Source organism: Herbidospora yilanensis (assembly GCF_001570565.1).
In the GTDB taxonomy this organism is placed as follows: Bacteria; Actinomycetota; Actinomycetes; order Streptosporangiales; family Streptosporangiaceae; genus Herbidospora; species Herbidospora yilanensis.
The window spans coordinates 87,889-108,329 of sequence record NZ_BBXE01000037.1; the positions used below are offsets into that span (position 1 = coordinate 87,889).

The following is a 20,441-nucleotide window of genomic DNA, read 5'->3' on the forward strand; positions in this document are numbered from 1 at the left end:
TTGCGGCACGCCGCCCCCGCCTCGACACGCTGTTGCTCGCCCCGCTCGGCCTCGGCGACCGGCCGCTGGTGGTCGTGCCGACCGGCCCGCTCCAGGGGCTGCCGTGGCCGGTGCTGCCGTCGTGCGCGGGACGTCCGGTGGCGGTGTCGCCGTCGGCGGCGTTGTGGCGGGCGGCGGCCGAACCGGTCCGGGGGGCCGGTGGTCCGGTGGTGGTCGCCTCCGGGCCCGGGTTGCCCGGCGCGGCGGCGGAGGTGGCCGAGGTGGCGGCCGTCCACGGGGTCAGCCCGTTCAAGGGCGGCGCCGAGGAGACGCTGGCCGCGCTCGACGGCGCCCGGCTGGCCCATCTGGCCGCCCACGGCCGGGTCAACGCCGCCAACCCGTTGTTCTCGGCGCTGCAGCTCGCCGACGGGCCGCTGACCGTCTACGACCTCGAACGGTTACGCGTGCCGCCCCGGCTGGTGGTGCTGGCCGCCTGCGAGAGCGGCCGGTCGGTGGTCCGGGCCGGAGACGAGCTCCTCGGGCTGAGCACCACCTTCCTGTCCCTCGGCACGCGGTGCGTGGTCGCCTCGATGGTGCCGGTGCCCGACGCCCACGCCCGGCCGCTGATGACGGCCCTGCACCAGCGGCTCGCCGCCGGGCTGCCCGCCGCCACCGCGCTGGCGCTGACCCAGGAGGGCGACGACGTCACCGGAGCCGGGTTCGTCTGCATAGGCGCCGACGCGGGCCTCTAACCTAAGGCGCGTGGCGAAGACGAAAGGCGGGCAGGGCACCCCCGCGACCGTGGCGCTGACCAAGGCCGGTGCCGATTTCACCCTCCACCCCTACGAGCACGACGCGAACGCGCAGGCCTACGGGGAAGAAGCGGCCGACGCGCTCGGCGTGCCCTACGAGCGCATCTTCAAGACGCTGGTCGCCGAGACCGAGGCGGGGCTCGCGGTCGCGGTGGTGCCGGTGGCCGGGAAGCTCGACCTGAAGGCGTTCGCGGCGGCGCTTTCCGGCAAGAAGGCCGCGATGGCCGAGGCGGCCAAGGTCGAGCGGGTGACGGGTTACGTGGTGGGCGGGATCAGCCCGCTCGGCCAGCGCAAACGGCTGCCGACCGTGGTCGACGCGTCCGCGCTGGCCTTCGAGACGATCTACTTCTCGGCAGGACGGCGGGGTCTTCAGATCGAGACGGCCCCGGCCAACCTCGTGACGCTCACGGGCGCCATCACCGCGCAGATCGCCAGAGACTAGGCGGGCTCGGCAAGGGAGCCGCAGACGAAGCCCTCTTCCCGCTCGGGGTCGAGCTGCACCTGCGTGAGGTTGGTGGTCTCCATCGGGCGGCGGAACGTCTCCTGCTTGTCGCAGTCGTACAGCAGGTAGGTTCCGTCGCTCTCGCCGAGCAGCATCATCCAGCGGCCGTCGTAGAGGGGCTTGTCGTCCTCGGCGTTGGTGAGGATCGCCCACTGGTCCTGGAAGCCGACCGTGCTGAGCAGGAAGTTGGCCTGGCCGGTGTCGCGCATGGTCTGCGCCGCCGAGGCGAGGTTCAGGATGAGCAGGAAGCCCAGGCCCAGGCCGGTGAGGCCGCCGACGAGGACCTTCAGCCCGGCCCGGCCGACGGGCCGGCGGCGCAGGAGCTGGAAGGGCACCAGGAAGGTCACCATGCCCAGCCCGACCGCGATCACGACCATGACCGTCAGGTCGAGGTCGGCGAAGAAGTTGTAGAACCCCCAGTACGTCGCCCCGCTCCACAACGCGGCGAGCAGCCCGGCCACCCACGGCCGCGCCCTGATCCATCCCACGAGCCGCCCGGCCGCGCCGAGGGTGACGACGTCGACGAGCCAGGCGAGGCCGACGAGCAGGCCGAGCAGCGGCACCCCGATCAGCAGGACCAGCACCAGCGTGCTCATGAGGCGGCTGAACAGGACCGACTGGTCGATGCCGGCCTGCTGCGGGTTGATGCCGAAGGCCGCGTAGATCTCCTCGACGCCGAGGTAGAGGACGGCGTACAGGGCGACGCCGATCGGGAGCACGACGGAGGCGACGCGTTCGAGCAGGCTCATCACGCTGCCGCGCTCGTCGTTCTCCTCGGTCGGCCGGACTTCCGGCATGTCCCGATTTCTCGTCTCATCTAATGGAATTTCTTGATCTATCACGGTCAAGGAGGGTACAGATCATTGACTGGATGAGTGACTGAAACTTCAATTATTTGTTCGCGTGCGGGTCTGTGGCGTTGAGCACACTCACGACGTGGTCGTAGTCGCCCCGTCGCACGGCCTCGCGCAGGAACTTCACCCGCTCGACCAGGATCTCCTTGGCGTCGGGCTGGGACTCCAGCAGCGCCATGACCTCGGCGACGAACTCGTCGAGGGGCAGCGCCCGCTCGTTGTCCCGCTGGCCGGGCATCAGGTCGGTCTGGACCGAGGGCGGCACCAGCTCGACGACCCTGACCTTCGTGTACTGGAGGCGGATCGACTCGCTGAGCATGTGGACGGCGGCCTTGGAGGCGTTGTAGCTCGGGGTGACCTTCAGCGGCGTGAAGGCCAGGCCGGAGGAGACGGTGACGATCGTCGGGTCGGGCTGGGCCTGGAGGTGCTCGATGAACGCGGCGATCAGCCGGATCGGCCCGAGGACGTTGGTCGTGATGACCGTCTCGGCCGTGGCCAGGAAGTCGTCCGGCCGGGTCCAGTCCTCGGCGCGCATGATCCCGGCCATGGTGACCAGCACGTTCAGGTCGGGATACCGCCCCAGCACCTCGTCGGCGGCCTGCCGGACGCTGGCCGCGTCGGCGGTGTCGACGCGGACCGTGCCGAACCCCTCGGCCTTCAGTCCGTCGAGGAGCTCGGTCCGGCGCCCGCCGACGACGACGGTGTTGCCCCTGTCGCGCAGGGCCCTGGCCAGGGCGAGCCCGATGCCGCTGGTGGCGCCCGGGATGAAGATCGTGTTTCCGGTGATGTCCATGTCTCCGACCCTGCCCCCTTCGCGGGGACGGGTGCAGAGAGCACTTGTCGGGGGATCGGCGGTCCCTGGTTACCGGTTCGGGCCGTGCGTAGGTTGGAGGCGTGGACCGCTCAGCCCTCGCCGACTTCCTCCGCCGACACCGGGAGGCGTTGCGCCCCGAAGACGTGGGCCTGCCCGAAGGCGCCCGGCGGCGCGCGCCCGGCCTGCGGCGCGAGGAGGTGGCCGCGCTGGCGCTGATGTCGACCGACTACTACACGCGGCTCGAACAGCGCCGCGGGCCGCAGCCGAGCGAGCAGATGCTCACCGCCCTGGCCCGCGCGCTCCGGCTGACCGGCGACGAACGCGCCTACCTGTTCCGCGTGGCCGGCCGGAACGCCCCCGAGACCTTCACCGGCTCGGGCCACGTGGCCCCGGCCCTGCTGCGGGTCCTCGACCGCCTCGACGACACCCCCGCGCTGATCCTGTCGAGCCTGGGCGAGACCCTGGTCGCCAACCGGATGGCCCAGGCGCTGCTCGGCGACCGGTCGGGCTTCACCGGCCTGGCCCGCAGCGAGGTCTACCGCTGGTTCACCGACCCCGAGACCGAACGCCGCCTCTACCCCGAGCACGACCGGCCCCGCCAGAGCCGGGCGATGGTGGCGAACCTGCGGGCGGCGTACGGGACGATGGGCCCGAAGTCCCGGGCGGGCGAGCTGGTCAGGGCCCTCCAGAAGGCCAGCCCCGAGTTCGCCGAGATCTGGGACCGCCACGAGGTGGCCCGCCGGTTCGAAGACCACAAGGTCCTCATCCACCCGCAGCTCGGGCCGATCGAACTCGACTGCCAGGTCCTCTTCACCGAAGACCAGTCGCAGACGCTGCTGGTGCTGACCGCTCCCCCGCGCAGCGAGGGCGACGAGAAGCTGAGGCTGCTCGCGGTCGTGGGCCACGAGCGGTTCCCGGTCTAGCTAGACGGGCGAGCCGCAGCACTTCTTGTACTTGCGGTCGGAGCCGCACCAGCAGGAGTCGTTGCGGCCCGGCGGCCAGGCGACGTCGCCGGCCGGGTCGGTCAGCGCGACCAGGGCCAGGCGCTCCTCCTCCGAGGCGGGGGCCTCCTCCCCAAGGCGGACGACCGCGACCCTGGTCTCCAGGTCGGCCTTCCGGAAGCGTGCCTCCAGCGCCCGCGGGTCGTCGCCCGGCACGTAGGGCAGCCGCACGGTCGGCTTCTTCTCGATCACCGGCTGGGTCGTCTTCGGCGCGGCCGGTTCGGCCGTGACATGGGCCTCGACGCGGTCGGACAGCGGGCCGGGGCCGCCGAAGCGGCGGCGCAGCAGGTCGAGGTAGCGGACCGTCGCGGGCGGGCGGCCCAGGTCGAGCGCGAGCCGCAGGCCGTCGTCGAGGAGGTCGGCGGCGAACGCGGGGTCGAACGGCCCGGCGATCATCGCCGCCGCCGGGTAGAACTCCTCGTCGCGCTCGTCTTCGGGCAGCCGGGCGAGCTCGGCCCGCCGCGTGCGCAGCAGCCGCAGCGCCGTCGCCGCGTCGCCCAGCTGGCCGTGGAGCTCGGCCATCGGGGTGCGCAACGGGCCGGTCAGGGCGGGTTCCACCCCGATCAGGTCGTGGAGGAGGTCGAGGGTGTCCTGCTCCCACCCGTCGAGCGTGTAGTCGTCGATGAGCTCCACGACGTAGGCCGGGATGCGCCGGTCGCCCCGGGCTCTCGGGTCCATGAGGGCGTCGGCGAGCAGTTCCCAGGCGGCCTTCTCCTCGCCCCGGTCATAGGCGCGCTCAAGCGCGGCGTCGAGGTCGAGCGGGCCGAAGAGATGGTCCGGAAGCACCAGGGCACCCTACCGAGGGTGTAGCCGAGGTTCACCTTCCCGGAGGACGAAACGGGCATACCTCCGGGCGTACCTTCGGATCACACGGTCGGCGGCGGCGCGGGGGCCCGCCGTCCGGCCGCTCGGATAATGTGACGCCGGTGACGGAACTGCACTATCTCACCGCGTCGGAGACCTCGGCCCTGCTGCGTGCCCGGGAGATCAGCGCGGCCGAGGTCACCGAGGCTCATCTCGACCGCATCGAGGCGGTCAACCCGCAGGTCAACGCGATCGTGACGGTCACCGCCGAACAGGCGCTCGACCGGGCGCGCGAGCTCGACCGGGGCGAGTGGCGGGGGCCGCTGCACGGGCTGCCGGTCGCCCACAAGGACCTGGTGTCGACCAGGGGCGTGCGGACCACGTTCGGGTCGGCGCTGTTCGCCGACCACGTCCCGACGGTCGACGACCTCATCGTCCGCAGGGTCCGCGACGCGGGCGGGGTGATGATCGGGAAGACCAACACGCCGGAGTTCGGCACCGGCTCCCACACCGTCAACGAGGTCTTCGGGGCCACCCGCAACCCCTACGACCTGACCAAGTCGGCGGGCGGGTCGAGCGGCGGCGCGGCGGCGGCGCTGGCGGCCGGGATGACCCCGCTGGCCGACGGCTCCGACATGGGCGGCTCGCTGCGCAACCCGGCCTCGTTCTGCAACGTCGTGGGGCTGCGCCCGACGCCCGGCCGGGTGCCGTCGAAGTCGACGACCGCCGCCTGGTTCACCCTCGGCGTCTCGGGGCCGATGGCGCGGACCGTACCGGACCTGGCGCTCTTCCTGACCGCCATCGCGGGCCCCGACGCGAGTTCGCCGTTGTCGATCAGGGAGGACGCGTCGATCTTCGGCGGCTCCCTGGAGACCGACGTCAGCCGGTTGCGCATCGCCTTCTCCCCCACCCTCGGCGGGCTGCCCGTCGACGCCGAGACGACCCGCGTGACCGCCCTCGCGGCCGAGGCCTTCCGGGGCCTGGGCGCGACCGTCGAGCACGCCGACCTGAACCTGACGGGCGCCGACGAGGCCTTCCGCACCTACCGCGCCTGGTGGTACGCCGCCACCTACGGCGACCTGGAGGGCGTCGGCGAGAACGTGCGCTGGAACGTCGAGAAGGGCCGCGAGGTCACCGGAGACGACCTGGCGACGGCCGAGAGGCTGCGCACCCGCCTCTGGCACCGGGTGAACGGCTTCTTCGGCACCTGGGACTACCTGATCGCCCCGGTCAGCCAGGTCCCGCCGTTCCCGGTGGAGGACCCCTACGTACGGTCCGTCGACGGCCTCCAGATGCCCGACTACCTGGCCTGGATGCGCTCCTGCTACCTGATCAGCGTGCTCGGCGTGCCGGCCCTGTCGGTGCCCTGCGGCTTCACCGGGAGCGGGTTGCCGGTGGGCGTGCAGATCATCGGCCGCCCCTGGGACGACCTGGGCGTCATCAAGGTCGGCCACGCGTTCGAGCGGGTCACGGGGGCAGGATCGGCCCGTCCGCCGCTTTCCGCTCCCGGTAGGTGACCGCGAACTCGCGCGCCCAGAACACCCCGGCCGCGAGCACCGCCCAGAACACCAGCACGCCCTTGGCCGTCAGCCCCAGCAGATCCCGGGTCGCGAACTCCCCCGCCGACGTCGCGGCCCGGACGACCTCGCCCCCCATCGACGACCCGATGAGGTAGGCGACGAACGACCCGGCCAGCCCGCCGGCCGCCAGCCCCAGGACGATCGGCAGCCCGTCGTCGCCCGCCCGCCGGTAGGCGATCAGCCCCGCGACCAGCCCGATGGTCGCCGTGATCAGCGCGAAGTAGCCGTCGGCCGCGATGAGCGCCTGGGTGTTCGGATCGGCCACCCGCCAGGCGCCGCCATAGAGGACGTATCGGGTGCGCGGCGCGAGGAACGACCACAGGAATCCCGCGGGCACCCCCAGCACCGCCAGGAGCAGGACCGTCCCACCGAAGTACTTCACAGGCCGCACCGTCCCGATGGTACCTACCTAGACCAGGCGGGCCACGCCGTTAGCATTGGCGGGTGAACGAACAAGCGTGGCTCATCGAACCCTCCGGTCCGCTGCGGGGGGACGTCGAGGTCCGAGGGTCCAAGAACGCCGTGTCCAAGCACATGGTCGCGGCCATGCTCGGCGACGGCCCGAGCACCCTGCACAACGCCCCCGAGGTCGGCGAGGTCCATCTGACCGCCGCCATGCTGGAGGCCCTGGGCATCCACGTCGAGATCGGCGACGGCGAGATCACCCTCGAACGCGGCAACGTCATCGAGCCGAGGGTCCCGGAGAAGTACACCGGCCTCAACCGCATCCCCATCCTGATGCTCGGCCCGCTCCTCCACCTGGCGGGCGAGGCGTTCGTGCCGATGGTCGGCGGCGACCCCATCGGCCGCCGCCCGGTCAACTTCCACCTTGAGGCGCTGCGCTCGATGGGCGCCGAGATCATCGAGGACGAGAGCGGCATCACCGCCAAGGCCTCCCGCCTCCACGGCACCCGCATCACCCTCCCCTACCCGAGCGTCGGCGCGACCGAGACCATCCTGATGACGGCCGTCCTGGCCGAGGGCAAGACGGTCATCAAGGGCGCCGCCATGGAGCCCGAGGTCGTCGAGCTCGCGCTCTACCTCCAGCGCATGGGCGCGATGATCGAGTTGTCGCCCGACCGCCGCATCGTCATCGAGGGCGTCGAGAAGCTCCACGGCGCCTCGACCTGGCTGGCCGGCGACCGCATCGAGGCCTTCTCCTACCTGGTGGCGGGCCTGGTCACGGGCGGCGAGGTGCGCGTCCACGGCTGCCCGCAAGACCGCCTGGTCACCGCGATCACGACCTTGGCCCGCATGGGCGCCCGCTTCGACATCACCGACGACTGGCTGACCGCCTCGGCCCCCGACGGCCTGCGCGCCGCCGCCGTGCAGACCGACACCCACCCCGGGTTCATGACCGACTGGCAGACGCCGCTCATGGTCCTGTTCACCCGCGCCGAGGGCATGTCGGTGCTCCACGAGACGGTCTTCGAGAACCGGCTCGTCTACGTCCCGGCGCTCCAGAAGATGGGCTGCGAGATCGAGGTCTTCTCGCAGTGCCTCGGCGGCCCGGCCTGCCGCTACCACGACACCAACGCCAAGCACTCCGCCGTGGTCCGGGGCGTGTCGAAGCTGCGCGGCGCCGACGTGACGCTGCCCGACATCCGGGCGGGCTTCTCGGCGGTCCTGGCGGCGGCGGTGGCCGAGGGCACCTCGACGCTGCGCGGGGTCAACCACATCGAGCGCGGCTACCACCGCCCGTTCGACCAGTTCACGTCGCTGGGCCTGAAGATCCGCAGGGCCGACGTCTAAAGCCGTCTCGCCGGGGCGGGGGTTCGACGACCTACGAAGAACCTCCGCCACCGGTGATTTCGAGAACACCTGACCGGGCCGGCGTCGGCCGTTTAACTTAGAGTGCGACTTTAAAGCCACACTTTGAAGTGCTACTTTAAAGTTCCGTCCACGCCCACCCGGAAGGACACCGTTCTTGTGAGGACATTTCTGGCTCTGGCCTTCGTCCTGGCCACCCTGATCCCGTTACCCGCACAGGCGGCCTCCCACAGCTGGACCCTCCCCTGGGGCCCTATCTCCGCGCCCGCCCGGCACGCCGAGGCCAGCGGAACGATCACCGTCACCCCTGCGCCGGTCGGCCCGTGGGAGATCCCCTACGCCGAGAAGGTGCAAATCGACGGCGTGGTGCGCGACCTGACCACACCGGCGGTGACGGTGGTCGACACCTGCGCCATTGTCATCTTCCGCATCACCCATAGCAGCTCCTACACCAGCTACGGGCACTACTACGGCACCTGCACCTTCCTGACTCCCAGAAAGTTCACATTCACCGAGGAGGTCGTGCGCCAGGTGGAGATGCAGGTCTGCGCCGAACCCATGAGGACGACCCTGCGCTGCACCCGCGAGGGCACCTGGCGCACCATCTACATCGCCAGATAGGCGGCGCGGGTCACGTCCGCCCCTCCAGGGTGTAGAGGCGGATCTCCACCCCGTCGGGGTCGATCAGGCCGCCTATCAGCCAGCCGATACTGCCCTCGGCGATGCCCGCGTGGGGCACGCCGAGGGCGTCGAGGCGGGCGGTCCAGGCCCGCAACGCCTCCAGGGTGGGCACGGCGAGCGCCAGCGGGTCGAACCCGCCGAGCGCCGCCGCCCGGCCGGGCTCCTCGCGCAGCGCGATCATCAGAGTGTGGCCGGGGTCGCGCATGGCCACGCCGCGTAACTCGCCGTCCTCGACGAACTCGATCGCCACGGCAAGGCCGAGCACTCGTTCGTACCATCCGGCGCTCGCGCGGACATCGGACACGGGAAGCTTCACGTGGTGGAAGCCCCGGAGCTCAGTTTGTAGTGACACTCTAAAGTGATACTTTATGTCCGTGAGTGACGTCAACACCCGCCCCCGGCGCTCGGAGGTCACCCGGCAGCGCATCGTGCGGGCGGCCCACGGTCTGTTCGCCGAGCGGGGCTACGCGGGCACCACCTTCCAGGAGGTGGCCGACGCGGCCGGAGTGTCGGTGCAGACCGTCTACTTCCACTACAACGCCAAGAGCCACCTGCTCAAACACGTGGTCGACGTGGCCTCGGCCGGTGACGACGCACCCGTCCCCCTGCTCGAACGCCCCTGGTTCGCCGAGCTGCGGGCCTCGGCCACCCCGCGCGAGGCGATCGGCCGGTGGGTGCACGCGAGCGGCGTCATCTTCGACCGGGTGGCGGCGATCCTGGCGGTGGTCCGCGACGCGGCGTCCGCCGACGCGGACATGGCCGGGCAGTGGCGGGTCAACGCCGAGCAGCGCCGCACCGCCCACGCCGCGTTCCTCGACATCCTCGACGGGTTCGACGCGCTGCGCCCGGAGCTCGACCGGGAGCGGGCGATCGACGTCACCGTGGGCCTGCTGTCCCCCGACCTGTTCCTGGTGCTGCGCCGCGAGTGCGGCTGGGACACGGCCCGCTGGGAGGAGTGGGCGGCCGACCAGCTTGCCCACGCCCTCCTGATCGGCTGAGCGCCGCCGCGGGTCAGTCGCGGCGGCGGCGGCCTTCGCCGTCCGCGCCCGGGTCGCCCCGGTAGTAGTCGTCGCGCGGGTCGCCCCGGTAGTAGTCGTCCTCCGGGTAGAGGTCGCCGTTCTCGTCCTCGTACCAGTACTCGTACTCGACGTCGCCGCGCCGCCGGCCCTCGGCCTCCCTCGCCTCGCGGAGGCCCGGGGTGAAGCCGCCGCCGAAACGGCCCATGTCGGGGGCGGTGAAGTCGGTGGCCGGGGTGTCGCGCAGGGCGGCCTGCATCGAGTCGACCCAGATCGGGCCGGGGAGCGAGGCGCCCTGGACCGAGCCGTAGGTCTGGTTTCCGATCCGGACCCCGTTCAGGGGGTACTTGTACGACCCCCGGATGTCGCCCACGCTCACGGCGGCGGCCAGGTTGGGGGTGTAACCGGCGAACCACGCCGACGTGTAGTTGTTGTTGGTGCCCGTCTTCCCGGCGGCGGGGCGGCCGATCGACTGGCCCTTCATGGTGCCCTGGGTGAAGACGCCGGACAGGACGTCGTTCACCGCGTCGGCGACCTCCGGGTCGACGGTGGCCGAGCAGCTCGGCGGGATCTCGACCCGCCGCCCGTCGCGTTCGACGATCTCGGTGATGGCGATCGGCTTGCAGTACTTCCCGCGCGCCCCGAACGTCGCCACGGCCGCCGCGACCGTCAGGGGGTCCATCTCGTTGACGCCGAGGGTGAACGTCGGGACCTCCGACAGTTTCCCGCCGTCGGCGCGCTGGATGCCGAGCGCCTTGGCGGTCCTGATGACGTCGCAGAGGCCGACCTCGCGCTCCAGCATCATGAAGAAGATGTTGGACGACTTCCACGTCCCCAGCTCCAGGCTGTAGGGGCCGCCCTTGCCCTCGCCGGACGCGTTGTAGATCTTGGCGCTGGGGTCGTTGACCGGTTTGCCGGCGCAGTCGGTGAAACCCTCCGACGGGACGAACACGCCGGGCGTGTCGAAGCCCTGGCCGAACTTCCACCCCTTGGCCAGCGCGGTCGCCAGCGTGAAGATCTTGAACGTGGAGCCCGCCTGGAAGCCCATCCCGCCCCCGTGGGCGGTGTCGGCGGGCAGGTTGAAGGTCGTGTTGGGGCCGGTGACCTTGCCGCCGGGGTTGCTGCCGTAGCGTTTGCTGGCCGCCAGCGCCCTGATGGCGCCCGTCCCCGGCTCGACCATCGCCTCGGCCGCCACCTCGGTGTCCTCGGCCGCGACGCGCGCCTCGATGGCCTTGTTCGCCGCCTCCTGGGCGACCGGGTCGAGCGTGGTCTTCAGGGTGAGGCCACCCCGCTGGAGCCGGCGTTCGCGGTCGGCGCGGGAGTGGCCGAAGGCGGGGTTGGCGAGGATCTCGTGCTGGACGTACACGCAGAAGTAGGGGTAGGCCGACTCGGCGCACCCGCCGGGTTCGGAGCGCATGTTGAGCCCGAGGGCCTGCGATTTGGCGGCGGCGGCCTCGGCGGGCGTGATCTCGCCGAGTTCGGCCATGCGGTCGAGCACCAGGTCGCGCCGCTGCTGGAGCTTCTCGCGCTGCTCCTCGCCGCGCGCCGGGTCGGTCGAGTAGGGCGTGCGGACCGCCCCCGCCAGCGCCGCCGCCTGGCCCAGGGTGAGGTCCTTGGCCGACACCCCGAAGAACCGGCGGGCCGCCGCCTGGACGCCGAAGGCGCCCGCGCCGAAGTAGGCGATGTTCAGGTAGCGCTCCAGGATCTGGTCCTTGGAGTACTTCTCCTCCAGCGCCAGCGCGTAGCGCATCTCGGTGAACTTGCGGCGGATGCTGCGGACCTGCGCCGAGTCGCGTTCCTTGTCGGACTCGGCCCGGTTGACCAGGATGTTCTTCACGAGCTGCTGGGTCAGCGACGACCCGCCCTGGCGGATGCCGCCGGCCTGGGTGTTGGCGATCAGCGCCCGGATGGTGCCCCGGACGTCGAGGCCGGCGTGCTCGTAGAAGCGGGCGTCCTCGATCGCGACGATCGCCTCGCGCATCGGCTTGGAGACCTGGTCGATCGTGACCGACTGCCGGTTCTGGGAGTAGAACTGGGCGAACTGGCGGCCGTCCTTGTCGACCAGCCGGGTCACCTCGGGCAGCGGGTCTTCGCGGGGCGGCGGCGGGAGCTTGGTGACGGTCCCGGCCGCCGTGTTGCTCGCCACCCCGGCCCCGGCGACGATCGGCGCGACCAGCGCCGCCGCCAGGACCCCGCCGAGCGCGCCGCAGACCGCCAGCCCACCGGCCGTCGTGACCCGTGCCATGCCGCTCCCCCTGAAACAGCTCGACAACCAGGGGGAACCAGCGTCAACCTATCGCCAACCTAACACAGCGTAACGCCAGGTAACGCTACGCCCCCAGGCAGGCCGGCCCGAGGAGCTGCTTGAGGTCGCCCATCAGGGCCGGGCTCGGGGTGACGCGCAGGCGGTCGTCGAGGCGCATCACGGTCGTCCGGGGCCCGTTGTGGACCTGGAGGTGCACCTCGGTCGTGCCGGGATGGGTGGTCAGCACCTCCTTGAGCCGGCCGACGACCGGCGGGGTGACCCGGGCCATGGCGAGGCTGACCACCAGCGGGCCGCCCGACTCGACCGTTAGGTCGGGCTGGGTGACCTCCATCGCGATGATCTTCGCGACGTCCTCACGCTTGTCGATGCGGCCCTTGACGAAGACGATCGCGTCTTCGGCCAGGATCGTGGCGCAGAGCTGGTAGGCCGACGGGAAGATCATCACCTCGATCGAACCGCCGAGGTCTTCGAGCTGGGTCAGGACCCAGGTGTCGCCCTTCTTGGTGACCTTGCGCTGCACGCCGCTGAGGATGCCGCCGACCGTGACGATCTGGCCGTCGGGCCGGGAGTCGTCCTGAAGGGCGGTGATCGAGCAGTCGGCGCCGCTCGACAGGATGTGCTCGACGCCGAGGAGCGGGTGGTCGGAGACGTAGAGGCCGAGCATCTCGCGCTCGAACTGCAGGAGGGTGTTCTTGTCCCATTCGCCCTCGGGGATGGTCACCTCGAAGGTCTGGTCCTCACCGCCGTCGACCGCGCCGAACAGCGAGTCCTGCCCGATGGCCTCGTTCTTCTTGATGTCGATGATCGCGTCGACGGCCTGCTCGTGGATCATCACCAGGCCCTTGCGGACATGGCCCATCGAGTCGTACGCCCCCGCCTTGATCAGCGACTCGATGACCCGCTTGTTGCAGACCTGGGCCGGGACCTTGCGCAGGAAGTCCTTGAAGTCGGTGAAGCGGCCCTTCTCCTTGCGGGCGGCGATGATGCCGTCGACGACGTTGCCGCCGACGTTGCGGATGGCCGACAACCCGAACCGGATGTCGGCGCCGCGCGGGGTGAAGTCGAAGTCGGAGTCGCTGACGTCGGGCGGCAGCACCTTGATGCCCATGTGACGGCACTCGTTGAGGTAGAGGGCCGACTTGTCCTTGTCGTCCTTCACGCTCGTCAGCAGGGCGGCCATGTATTCGGCGCGGTAGTTGGCCTTCAGGTAGGCCGTCCAGTAGGAGACCAGGCCGTATCCGGCGGTGTGGGCCTTGTTGAAGGCGTAGTCGGAGAACGGCAGCAGGATGTCCCACAGGGCCTTGATGGCCTCTTTGGAGAAGCCGTTGTCCTTCATGCCCTTCTCGAAGAACTCGTACTGCTTGTCGAGTTCCGACTTCTTCTTCTTGCCCATCGCGCGGCGGAGCAGGTCGGCGCCGCCGAGCGAGTAGCCCGCCACGCGCTGGGCGATGGCCATGACCTGCTCCTGGTAGACGATCAGGCCGTAGGTCGTGGACAGGATGTCCTGGAGGGGCTCCTCGAGCTCCTTGTGGATCGGGGTGATCTCCTGCTGGCCGTTCTTGCGCAGCGCGTAGTTGGTGTGGGAGTTGGCGCCCATCGGGCCGGGGCGGTAGAGCGCGAGGGCGGCGGAGATGTCCTCGAAGTTGTCGGGGCGCATCAGCCGCAGGAGGGTGCGCATGCCGCCGCCGTCGAGCTGGAAGATGCCGAGGGTGTCGCCGCGGGCCAGCAGCTCGTAGGTCTTGGCGTCGTCGAGCGGCAGGTCGAGCAGCTCGATCTTGTTGCCGGTGTTGAGCTCGACCATCTTCAGGCAGTCGTCGATGATCGTCAGGTTGCGCAGGCCGAGGAAGTCCATCTTCAGCAGGCCGAGCGTCTCGCAGGTCGGGTAGTCGAACTGCGTGATGATCGCGCCGTCGGAGTCGCGGCGCATGATCGGGATGTAGTCGGTCAGCACCTCCGACGACATGATCACGCCGGCGGCGTGCACGCCGGTCTGCCGGATCAGGCCCTCAAGGCCGCGCCCGAGGTCGATGGTCGACTTGACGTCGACGTCTTCTTCGTAGAGTTTGCGCAGCTCACCGGCTTCGTTGTAGCGCGGGTGGTCGCTGTCGAAGATGCCGGAGAGCGGGATGTCCTTGCCCATCACGGCGGGCGGGAAGGCCTTGGAGACCTTGTCGCCGAGCGCGTAGGGGTAGCCCAGGACGCGGCCCGCGTCCTTCACGGCCGCTTTCGCCTTGATCGTGCCGAAGGTGGCGATCATGGCGACCTTGTCGGAGCCCCACTTCTCGGTGACGTACCTGATGACGTCGGCGCGCCGGCGCTCGTCGAAGTCGATGTCGACGTCGGGCATGGAGACGCGCTCGGGGTTGAGGAACCGCTCGAAGTAGAGGCCGAACGGGATCGGGTCGAGGTCGGTGATGCCCAGCGAGTAGGCGACCAGCGAGCCCGCCGCCGAACCACGGCCGGGGCCGACCCGGATGCCGTTGTTCTTGGCCCACATGATGAAGTCGGCGACCACGAGGAAGTAGCTCGGGAAGCCCATCTGCACGATGACGCGCAGTTCGTTCTCGACCCACTCGCGGTGCTCGTCGTCGACGCCGCCGGGGAAGCGGCGGTGCATGCCCTTCCAGACCTCCTGGCGGAAGAACTCCTCCTCGGTCATCCCGTCGGGGATGGGGTAGGTCGGCATCAGGTTCTTGTGCTGGAAGAACCCGGTGGGGTCGACCTTCTCGGCGACCAGGAGGGTGTTCCGGCAACCTTCCTGCCACAGGTCGGAGGAGTCGACGGCGCGCATCTCGTCGGCGGTCTTGATGTAGTAGCCGCTGCCGTCGAACCGGAACCGGCCGGGGTCGGAGAGCTGCTTGCCGGTCTGGATGCACAGGAGGGCGTCGTGTGACTGGGCGTCGGACTCGTAGGTGTAGTGGGAGTCGTTGGTGACCAGCGGCGGGATGCCGAGTTCCTTCGAGATCCGGGTCAGGCCCTCGCGGACGCGGCGCTCGATGTCGAGGCCGTGGTCCATGATCTCCAGGAAGTAGTTGTCCCTGCCGAAGACGTCCTGGAATTTCGCCGCCGCCTTGACGGCCTCGTCGTACTGGCCGAGGCGGAGCCGGGTCTGCACCTCGCCCGACGGGCAGCCGGTGGTGGCCATCAGGCCCTCGGAGTGTTCGGCCAGGATCTCGGCGTCCATGCGGGCCCACTTGCGGTGGAAACCCTCGGTGTAGGCGCGCGAGGACAACTTCATCAGGTTGTGGAGGCCGGTGCGGTTCTTCGCCCAGATCGTCATGTGGGTGTAGAAACCACCCGCCGACACGTCGTCGCTCTTCTGGTGGGGCTCGCCCCACAGGACCGGCTTCTTGTTGAAGCGGGCGTCGGGGGCGACGTAGGCCTCGATGCCGATGATCGGCTTCACGCCGGCGGCGGTCGCCTGCTTGTAGAAGTCGAAGGCGCCGTGCATGTTGCCGTGGTCGGTGATCGCGATGGCGGGCATGCCCTGCTCGCCCACCAGTTTGAACATCTGCTTCAGCCGGGCCGCACCGTCGAGCATCGAGTATTCGGTGTGGACGTGCAGATGCACAAACGAATCGCCCATGAGACCCCCATCTTCCGACCGACGGAGGTAGAGCCTACGCGTGATCACCTCCCCGCACGAATACGGTCGCGGAAGAGATCTTCCGGGGGGAAAAGGTGGAGAAGACCAATCTCGACGAGGGGTATTCGCACGCCCTCGGCAAACGCCAGGTCCAGATGATCGCGATCGGCGGGGCGATCGGCGTCGGCCTGTTCCTCGGCTCCGGAGGCCGCTTCGCCGCCGCCGGACCGGCCCTGGTGATCTCGTACGCCATCGCCGGTATCGCCGCCTTCTTCGTCATGCGGGCCCTCGGCGAGCTGGTCAGCTACCGGCCCACCTCGGGTTCCTTCGTCTCCTACGCCACCGAGTTCGTCGGCCCCTGGGCCGGGTTCGCCAGCGGCTGGATGTACTGGGTCAACTGGGCCGCCACCGGGATCGCGGAGCTGACGGCCATCGCGATCTACGTGCACCTGTGGGCGCCGGACTTCCCGCGCTGGCTCACCGCGCTGATCGCGCTGGGGGTGGTGCTGATCGTGAACCTGGCGTCGGTGAAGGCGTTCGGCGAGATGGAGTTCTGGTTCGCGCTGCTCAAGGTGGTCGCGATCGTGACGTTCCTGATCGTCGGCCTCTACTTGGTGATCTTCTCGGTCGAGGGCGCCTCGCCCGCGAACCTCGTCTCCCACGGCGGGTTCTTCCCGCTGGGGTTCGGGCCCGTCTTCATGAGCCTCCAGGCGGTGGTCTTCGCGTACGCCGCCATCGAGCTCGTCGGCATCGCGGCCGGCGAGACGAAGGACCCGGACAAGGTGCTGCCGAAGGCCGTCAACAGCGTCATCTGGCGTATCGCGATCTTCTACGTCGGGTCGGTGCTGCTGCTCGGAATGGTGCTGCCGTGGACGTCGTACGGCCCCGGCGAGTCGCCCTTCGTGACGGTGTTCACGCAGCTCGGGGCGGCCTGGGCGGGTGACGTGATGAACCTGATCGTGATCACGGCGGCGTTGTCGTCGTGCAACTCCGGGCTCTACTCCACCGGGCGCATCCTGCGGTCGATGGGGCAGCGCGGCGAGGCCCCCCGGTTCACCCGGTCGCTGAGCTCCCGGCACGTGCCGGTGGGCGGCATCCTCATGACGGCCTCGGTCTACGTGGTGGGGGTGGCGGTGTACTCGTACATCCCCGAAAGGGCCTTCACCATCGCGGTGGCGATCTCCTCCCTCGGGACGGTCACCACCTGGGGCACCCTGATCTACTGCCAGATCAAGCTGCGCCAGGCCTGGATGCGCGGTGAGCTGCCCAGGCCCGCGTTCCGGATGCCGGGCTCGCCCTACACGAACTGGCTGACGCTGGCCTTCCTGGGGCTGGTGGTGGTGCTGATGCCGTTCGCCGACGAGGACCAGCGGCTGGCGTTCTACCTGATCCCCGTCCTGGCGGGCGGGATCTGGGGCGGCTGGCGGCTGGTCAGCGCGAAGCGGGCGCCGGCCACTCACGTTCAGCAGCGTGTAGTCCCGCCTCAATGACGGCCGCCATGATCGGCCGCAGCCCCGGTTCGCCCAGGCGCGGCGCACGCTGCGCCATCGCGGCGACCACCTTGCGCTCCCGCTCGGGGTCGCGCCCGGCGAACCCGCCGACGGGCTTGAGCCGCTGGATCGCCCCGGCCAGCTCGGCGCGGCGCTCCAGGATGACGGCGAGCGCGGCGTCGGTCCGGTCGATCGCCGCGCGGGCCTGGGGCAGGTCCTCCGGCGCCTCGGGGCGGACCACGGCGCCGATCAGCCGGGCGTCCTCCACGGCGGCGTCGACGACCTCGGGCGGCGCGTCGGGGTCGAGCAGGAGCCCGTCGGCGCCCGCCGCGACGGCGGCCCCGGCGAGCACGGCGTCCTTCCCCAGGTAGACGATCACCGGCCGGCCCGACTCCGCGCGGGCGGCCTTCACCAGCGCCAGGTCGGGCACCGCCTCGCAGAGCACGACCGAGGCGTTCCCCTCGGCCGCGCAGCGGTCGGCGGCGGTCAGCCACTCCATCAGCGACGCCTCGCGCGGTCGCCTGAGGATCACCGGCAGGGCCAGGCGGGCGGCGGCCCGGACGAGCGTCAGGTCGTCGACGACGACCGCGACGGCGGGACCGGCGAGGGCGTCGAGTTCGACCGAAGGCGACAACTCGACGAGCAGCGGACCCCCGAGGACCGCGACCGGCCGCCCTTCTCCGATGGTCAGATCCGCGATCCGTACGGACATGTCGTGAGATTACCAGGGCAGTACCGCTCGCGTTTGATCCCTTTGCCATCCATGGGACGATTCATGGGTTCTGGAAGGGGTGGGGATGACGAACGCGGAAGGCCGACTCGTCGGGGGCCGGTACCACTTGATAGAACCCATCGGCCGGGGCGGCATGGGCATCGTGTGGCGGGCCCATGACGAGCTGCTCGACCGCGCCGTGGCGGTGAAGGAGGTCCGGTACGACAGCGCGATGGGCGACGAGCTGCCCGAGCTGAACCGCCGGACCATGCGGGAGGCGCGCGCCGCCGGGCGGCTGACCCATCCGAATGTGGTCGTCGTCCACGACGTGATCGAGGAGGACGGGCGGCCCTGGATCATCATGCAGCTCGTCGAGTCGCGCTCGCTGGGGCAGGTGATCCGCCAGGACGGCCCGCTGACGCCCAAACGGGCCACCGAGATCGGGCTGCAGATCCTCGACGCGCTCCGGGCCGCCCACGCGCAGGGCGTGTTACACCGTGACGTGAAGCCCGAGAACGTGCTGCTCGCCGACGACGGGCGCGTGGTGCTGACCGACTTCGGCATCGCGCGGGTCGAGACCGACTCGACGATGACCCGCACCGGCCTGGTCGGCACCCCCGCCTTCATCGCGCCCGAGCGGTTGCGCGGCGGCCCGGCCCAGCGCGAGTCCGACCTGTGGTCGCTCGGCGCGACCCTCTACGCCGCCGTCGAGGGCCGCCCGCCCCACGACAAGGGCATGGCCATGGCGACCATGCACGCCGTGCTGACCGAGCCGCCCGACCCCGCCAGGAACGCCGGGTCGCTGCGCCCCGTCCTCGACCGCCTCCTGGAGAAGGACCCGGCCACCCGCCCCGGCTACGACGAGACCGCCCGCCTGCTCCGCCGCGCGGCGACCGAGCAGGCCGCGCCCCGTCCCGTCGACGCCTCCGGCTGGCCGTCGCCGCCCTCCCCGCAGCGCGCGGGCCGGGCCAACGGCGTGCCCAAACCGTCGGCGGTGCCCCCGGAGGCCTTCGAGGCGACCGATCCCGACCTGCCGACGACACCGACCAAACACCCCAGGAAATCCGGTCCCGCACGCCCTGACGACGCTCCGGCCGAATCCCCGGCCGGGAAGCCGTCCCCGTCGACGGGCGCCGAACCGGCGGGCCCGCAGACCGGAGACGCGATCCCGGCCCAGCGTCCCGCCGAGGCGGCGAAGCCCACCCCGAAATCCGGCGCGAAGCCCGGCGCGAAGCCCGGCGGGACACCCGCCAAGAAGCCGGTGAAGCCGGCGACGGGTGCGAAACCGGCCGACAAGACCCCCGCCGACCCCGCGTCCGCGGGCAAGGCGGCCTCCGGCGCGGTCGCCGCCGAAGCCGTCGCCGACAAGACTCCGGCCGACGCCGCGGACAAGCCCGCCACCCCCGGCGGAGCGGCCCCCGGCAAGCCCAATGGGGGCGCCAAGCCCGAGGTCGCCCGTGAGGCCGCCCCCGCCGAGCCCGAGCCGGTGCGCGAGTTCGCGCAGGAGGACGGCGCCGAGGCCCGCCGGGAGCCGGCCGCCGAGCCCAAGCCCGCGCCCAAGCCCGGCAACCGCCGCCCGCCGAGCGCCCCTTACGGCGGCGCCGGGGTGCGTCCCGGCGCGGGCCGGCCCGCCGAGACGCCGCGGCCGAGCGAGCCCGCACCGGCCCGTCAGCCGAGCGCGGCCCCGGGGGCCTTCCACGCGGAACCGGTCGGCGCGTCCCCCTTCTTCGCCGACGAACCCGGCCACACCCGCCACGGCGAGCAGCCGTCCGTGCCGCTCCCCGAGTCCGGCCGCCAGGCCTGGACCACGGTCGACATCCCCGAACGCAGGAACGGCCTGCTGAAGGCCGCCCTGATCGCGATCCCGGCGATCCTCGTGGTGGGCGGCGTCGCGTTGTGGCTCGGCATGAAGCAGGCCGACGAGGGCTCCGGCACCGCCGCGACGCTCAAGCCCCCGGCCACCTCCGTCGCCGCCGACCCGTCGGGCGAGCCGTCCGAGGGAACGGGGGGCGAGGAGTCCGGCAAGCCGTCGGCGACCCCCTCGGAGGACGAGGAGAAGGACCCGTCCCCGGAGCCGTCGGAGTCCGCTTCCAAGGACGACGACGAGGAAGACGACGCCGACGCGCTCCCCAAGGGCTGGAAGATGCACACGAACTCGGTGGGCTTCTCCCTCGCCCTCCCCCCGGGCTGGAAGCAGGTCCGCTCCGACTCGGGCAACGTCTGGTTCGAGGGCCCGCTCGACGGCGCCTACCTCCAGATCGGCCACACCAGTTCCCCGGGCAAGGACGCGCTCGCCGACTGGAAGTACCAGGAGGCGAACTCGGCCCGCTACAGCTTCTCGGGCTACAAGCGGATCAGCATGAAGAAGGTCGACTACTTCCGCAACGCCGCCGACTGGGAGTGGACCTTCGAGCCGGGCGGCTTCAAGGGCCACATCCTGAACCGCGGTTTCGTCGTCGACGACAAGCACGGCTACGCGATCCTGTGGAAGACCCGCGACAAGGACTGGGACAAGTACCGCCACTACTTCGACAACTTCGCCAAGTCATTCGAACCCGCCAAGTAGGCCCCGTT

At 70.8% G+C, this 20,441-nt stretch carries 17 protein-coding genes; 9 read left to right on the forward strand and 8 right to left on the reverse strand.

What is annotated here, in order from left to right:
- Together AW273_RS29090 and ybaK are read left to right on the forward strand one after the other, a co-directional pair.
- Nucleotides 1-731: CHAT domain-containing protein (locus tag AW273_RS29090; protein ID WP_157556282.1), on the forward strand; the 731-nt coding region annotated here is incomplete at its 5' end.
- Nucleotides 732-741: 10 nt separating this feature from the next.
- Nucleotides 742-1,233, forward strand: a complete 492-nt coding sequence (gene ybaK / locus AW273_RS29095; protein ID WP_062354914.1) for a Cys-tRNA(Pro) deacylase — start codon at nt 742-744, stop codon at nt 1,231-1,233.
- Here the strand turns inward: ybaK and AW273_RS29100 are convergent.
- Together AW273_RS29100 and AW273_RS29105 are read right to left on the reverse strand one after the other, a co-directional pair.
- Nucleotides 1,230-2,090: a hypothetical protein gene (locus AW273_RS29100; RefSeq protein WP_062354925.1), complete on the reverse strand. Its 861-nt coding sequence runs from the start codon at nt 2,088-2,090 to the stop codon at nt 1,230-1,232. The two genes, ybaK and AW273_RS29100, sit on opposite strands and share 4 nt — an antisense overlap.
- A 94-nt stretch (nt 2,091-2,184) precedes the next feature.
- Complete coding sequence (locus AW273_RS29105) at nt 2,185-2,940, reverse strand: SDR family oxidoreductase (RefSeq protein ID WP_062354927.1); 756 nt, start codon at nt 2,938-2,940, stop codon at nt 2,185-2,187.
- Nucleotides 2,941-3,041: 101 nt separating this feature from the next.
- Here AW273_RS29105 and AW273_RS29110 point away from each other — a divergent pair, with 101 nt between their 5' ends.
- A complete protein-coding gene (locus AW273_RS29110; RefSeq protein WP_062354931.1) occupies nt 3,042-3,884 on the forward strand; it encodes a helix-turn-helix transcriptional regulator in 843 nt (280 codons plus the stop codon).
- Here AW273_RS29110 and AW273_RS38905 read toward each other — a convergent pair whose 3' ends face one another.
- Nucleotides 3,885-4,748: an SEC-C domain-containing protein gene (locus tag AW273_RS38905; protein WP_062354933.1), complete on the reverse strand. Its 864-nt coding sequence runs from the start codon at nt 4,746-4,748 to the stop codon at nt 3,885-3,887.
- Nucleotides 4,749-4,888: 140 nt separating this feature from the next.
- Between AW273_RS38905 and AW273_RS29120 the strand changes: the two genes are divergently transcribed.
- Nucleotides 4,889-6,283 (forward strand): amidase, encoded by a 1,395-nt coding sequence (locus tag AW273_RS29120; protein ID WP_062354936.1) that lies wholly within the window; start codon nt 4,889-4,891, stop codon nt 6,281-6,283.
- Here AW273_RS29120 and AW273_RS29125 read toward each other — a convergent pair.
- On the reverse strand, nt 6,234-6,737 hold the full coding sequence (locus AW273_RS29125; RefSeq protein WP_157556274.1) for a hypothetical protein: 504 nt from the start codon (nt 6,735-6,737) through the stop codon (nt 6,234-6,236). The genes AW273_RS29120 and AW273_RS29125 overlap by 50 nt on opposite strands.
- A 53-nt stretch (nt 6,738-6,790) precedes the next feature.
- Here AW273_RS29125 and murA point away from each other — a divergent pair, with 53 nt between their 5' ends.
- Nucleotides 6,791-8,098, forward strand: coding sequence for a UDP-N-acetylglucosamine 1-carboxyvinyltransferase (gene murA, locus AW273_RS29130; protein ID WP_030450299.1), 1,308 nt, complete (start codon nt 6,791-6,793; stop codon nt 8,096-8,098).
- 177 nt (nt 8,099-8,275) lie between these two features.
- Entirely contained in the window at nt 8,276-8,737 is a 462-nt protein-coding gene (locus tag AW273_RS29135) for a hypothetical protein (protein WP_062354942.1), read from the forward strand.
- A 10-nt stretch (nt 8,738-8,747) separates the two neighbouring features.
- On the opposite strand, the gene AW273_RS29140 is transcribed toward AW273_RS29135, so the two are convergent.
- Nucleotides 8,748-9,188 carry a VOC family protein gene (locus AW273_RS29140; protein WP_369409244.1) on the reverse strand — a complete coding sequence of 147 codons (441 nt, stop codon included), beginning with the start codon at nt 9,186-9,188 and terminating at the stop codon, nt 8,748-8,750.
- On the opposite strand from AW273_RS29140, the gene AW273_RS29145 reads away from it, so the two are divergent.
- On the forward strand, nt 9,172-9,795 hold the full coding sequence (locus AW273_RS29145; RefSeq protein WP_062355010.1) for a TetR/AcrR family transcriptional regulator: 624 nt from the start codon (nt 9,172-9,174) through the stop codon (nt 9,793-9,795). The genes AW273_RS29140 and AW273_RS29145 overlap by 17 nt on opposite strands.
- A gap of 13 nt (nt 9,796-9,808) precedes the next feature.
- Here the strand turns inward: AW273_RS29145 and AW273_RS29150 are convergent, their stop codons facing one another.
- Together AW273_RS29150 and dnaE are read right to left on the reverse strand one after the other, a co-directional pair.
- Nucleotides 9,809-12,058 carry a transglycosylase domain-containing protein gene (locus AW273_RS29150; RefSeq protein WP_063910142.1) on the reverse strand — a complete coding sequence of 750 codons (2,250 nt, stop codon included), beginning with the start codon at nt 12,056-12,058 and terminating at the stop codon, nt 9,809-9,811.
- A gap of 85 nt (nt 12,059-12,143) precedes the next feature.
- Nucleotides 12,144-15,665: a DNA polymerase III subunit alpha gene (dnaE, locus tag AW273_RS29155; RefSeq protein ID WP_062354947.1), complete on the reverse strand. Its 3,522-nt coding sequence runs from the start codon at nt 15,663-15,665 to the stop codon at nt 12,144-12,146.
- Nucleotides 15,666-15,760: 95 nt separating this feature from the next.
- On the opposite strand from dnaE, the gene AW273_RS29160 reads away from it, so the two are divergent.
- Entirely contained in the window at nt 15,761-17,155 is a 1,395-nt protein-coding gene (locus AW273_RS29160; protein WP_062354950.1) for an amino acid permease, read from the forward strand.
- On the opposite strand, the gene AW273_RS39420 is transcribed toward AW273_RS29160, so the two are convergent.
- A complete protein-coding gene (locus AW273_RS39420; RefSeq protein WP_083950131.1) occupies nt 17,097-17,867 on the reverse strand; it encodes a chorismate mutase in 771 nt (256 codons plus the stop codon). The genes AW273_RS29160 and AW273_RS39420 overlap by 59 nt on opposite strands.
- Nucleotides 17,868-17,952: 85 nt before the next feature.
- Here AW273_RS39420 and AW273_RS38185 point away from each other — a divergent pair, with 85 nt between their 5' ends.
- On the forward strand, nt 17,953-20,433 hold the full coding sequence (locus tag AW273_RS38185; RefSeq protein WP_062354953.1) for a serine/threonine-protein kinase: 2,481 nt from the start codon (nt 17,953-17,955) through the stop codon (nt 20,431-20,433).
- The last annotated feature ends 8 nt before the right edge of the window (nt 20,434-20,441 follow it).

Coding starts and splice junctions, on each gene's coding strand:
- AW273_RS29105 (WP_062354927.1), bottom strand. CDS start 2,940: ATGGACATCACCGGAAACACGATCTTCATCCCGGGCGCCACCAGCGGC.
- AW273_RS39420 (WP_083950131.1), bottom strand. CDS start 17,867: ATGTCCGTACGGATCGCGGATCTGACCATCGGAGAAGGGCGGCCGGTC.
- dnaE (WP_062354947.1), bottom strand. CDS start 15,665: ATGGGCGATTCGTTTGTGCATCTGCACGTCCACACCGAATACTCGATG.
- AW273_RS29150 (WP_063910142.1), bottom strand. CDS start 12,058: ATGGCACGGGTCACGACGGCCGGTGGGCTGGCGGTCTGCGGCGCGCTC.
- AW273_RS38185 (WP_062354953.1), top strand. CDS start 17,953: ATGACGAACGCGGAAGGCCGACTCGTCGGGGGCCGGTACCACTTGATA.
- AW273_RS29100 (WP_062354925.1), bottom strand. CDS start 2,090: ATGCCGGAAGTCCGGCCGACCGAGGAGAACGACGAGCGCGGCAGCGTG.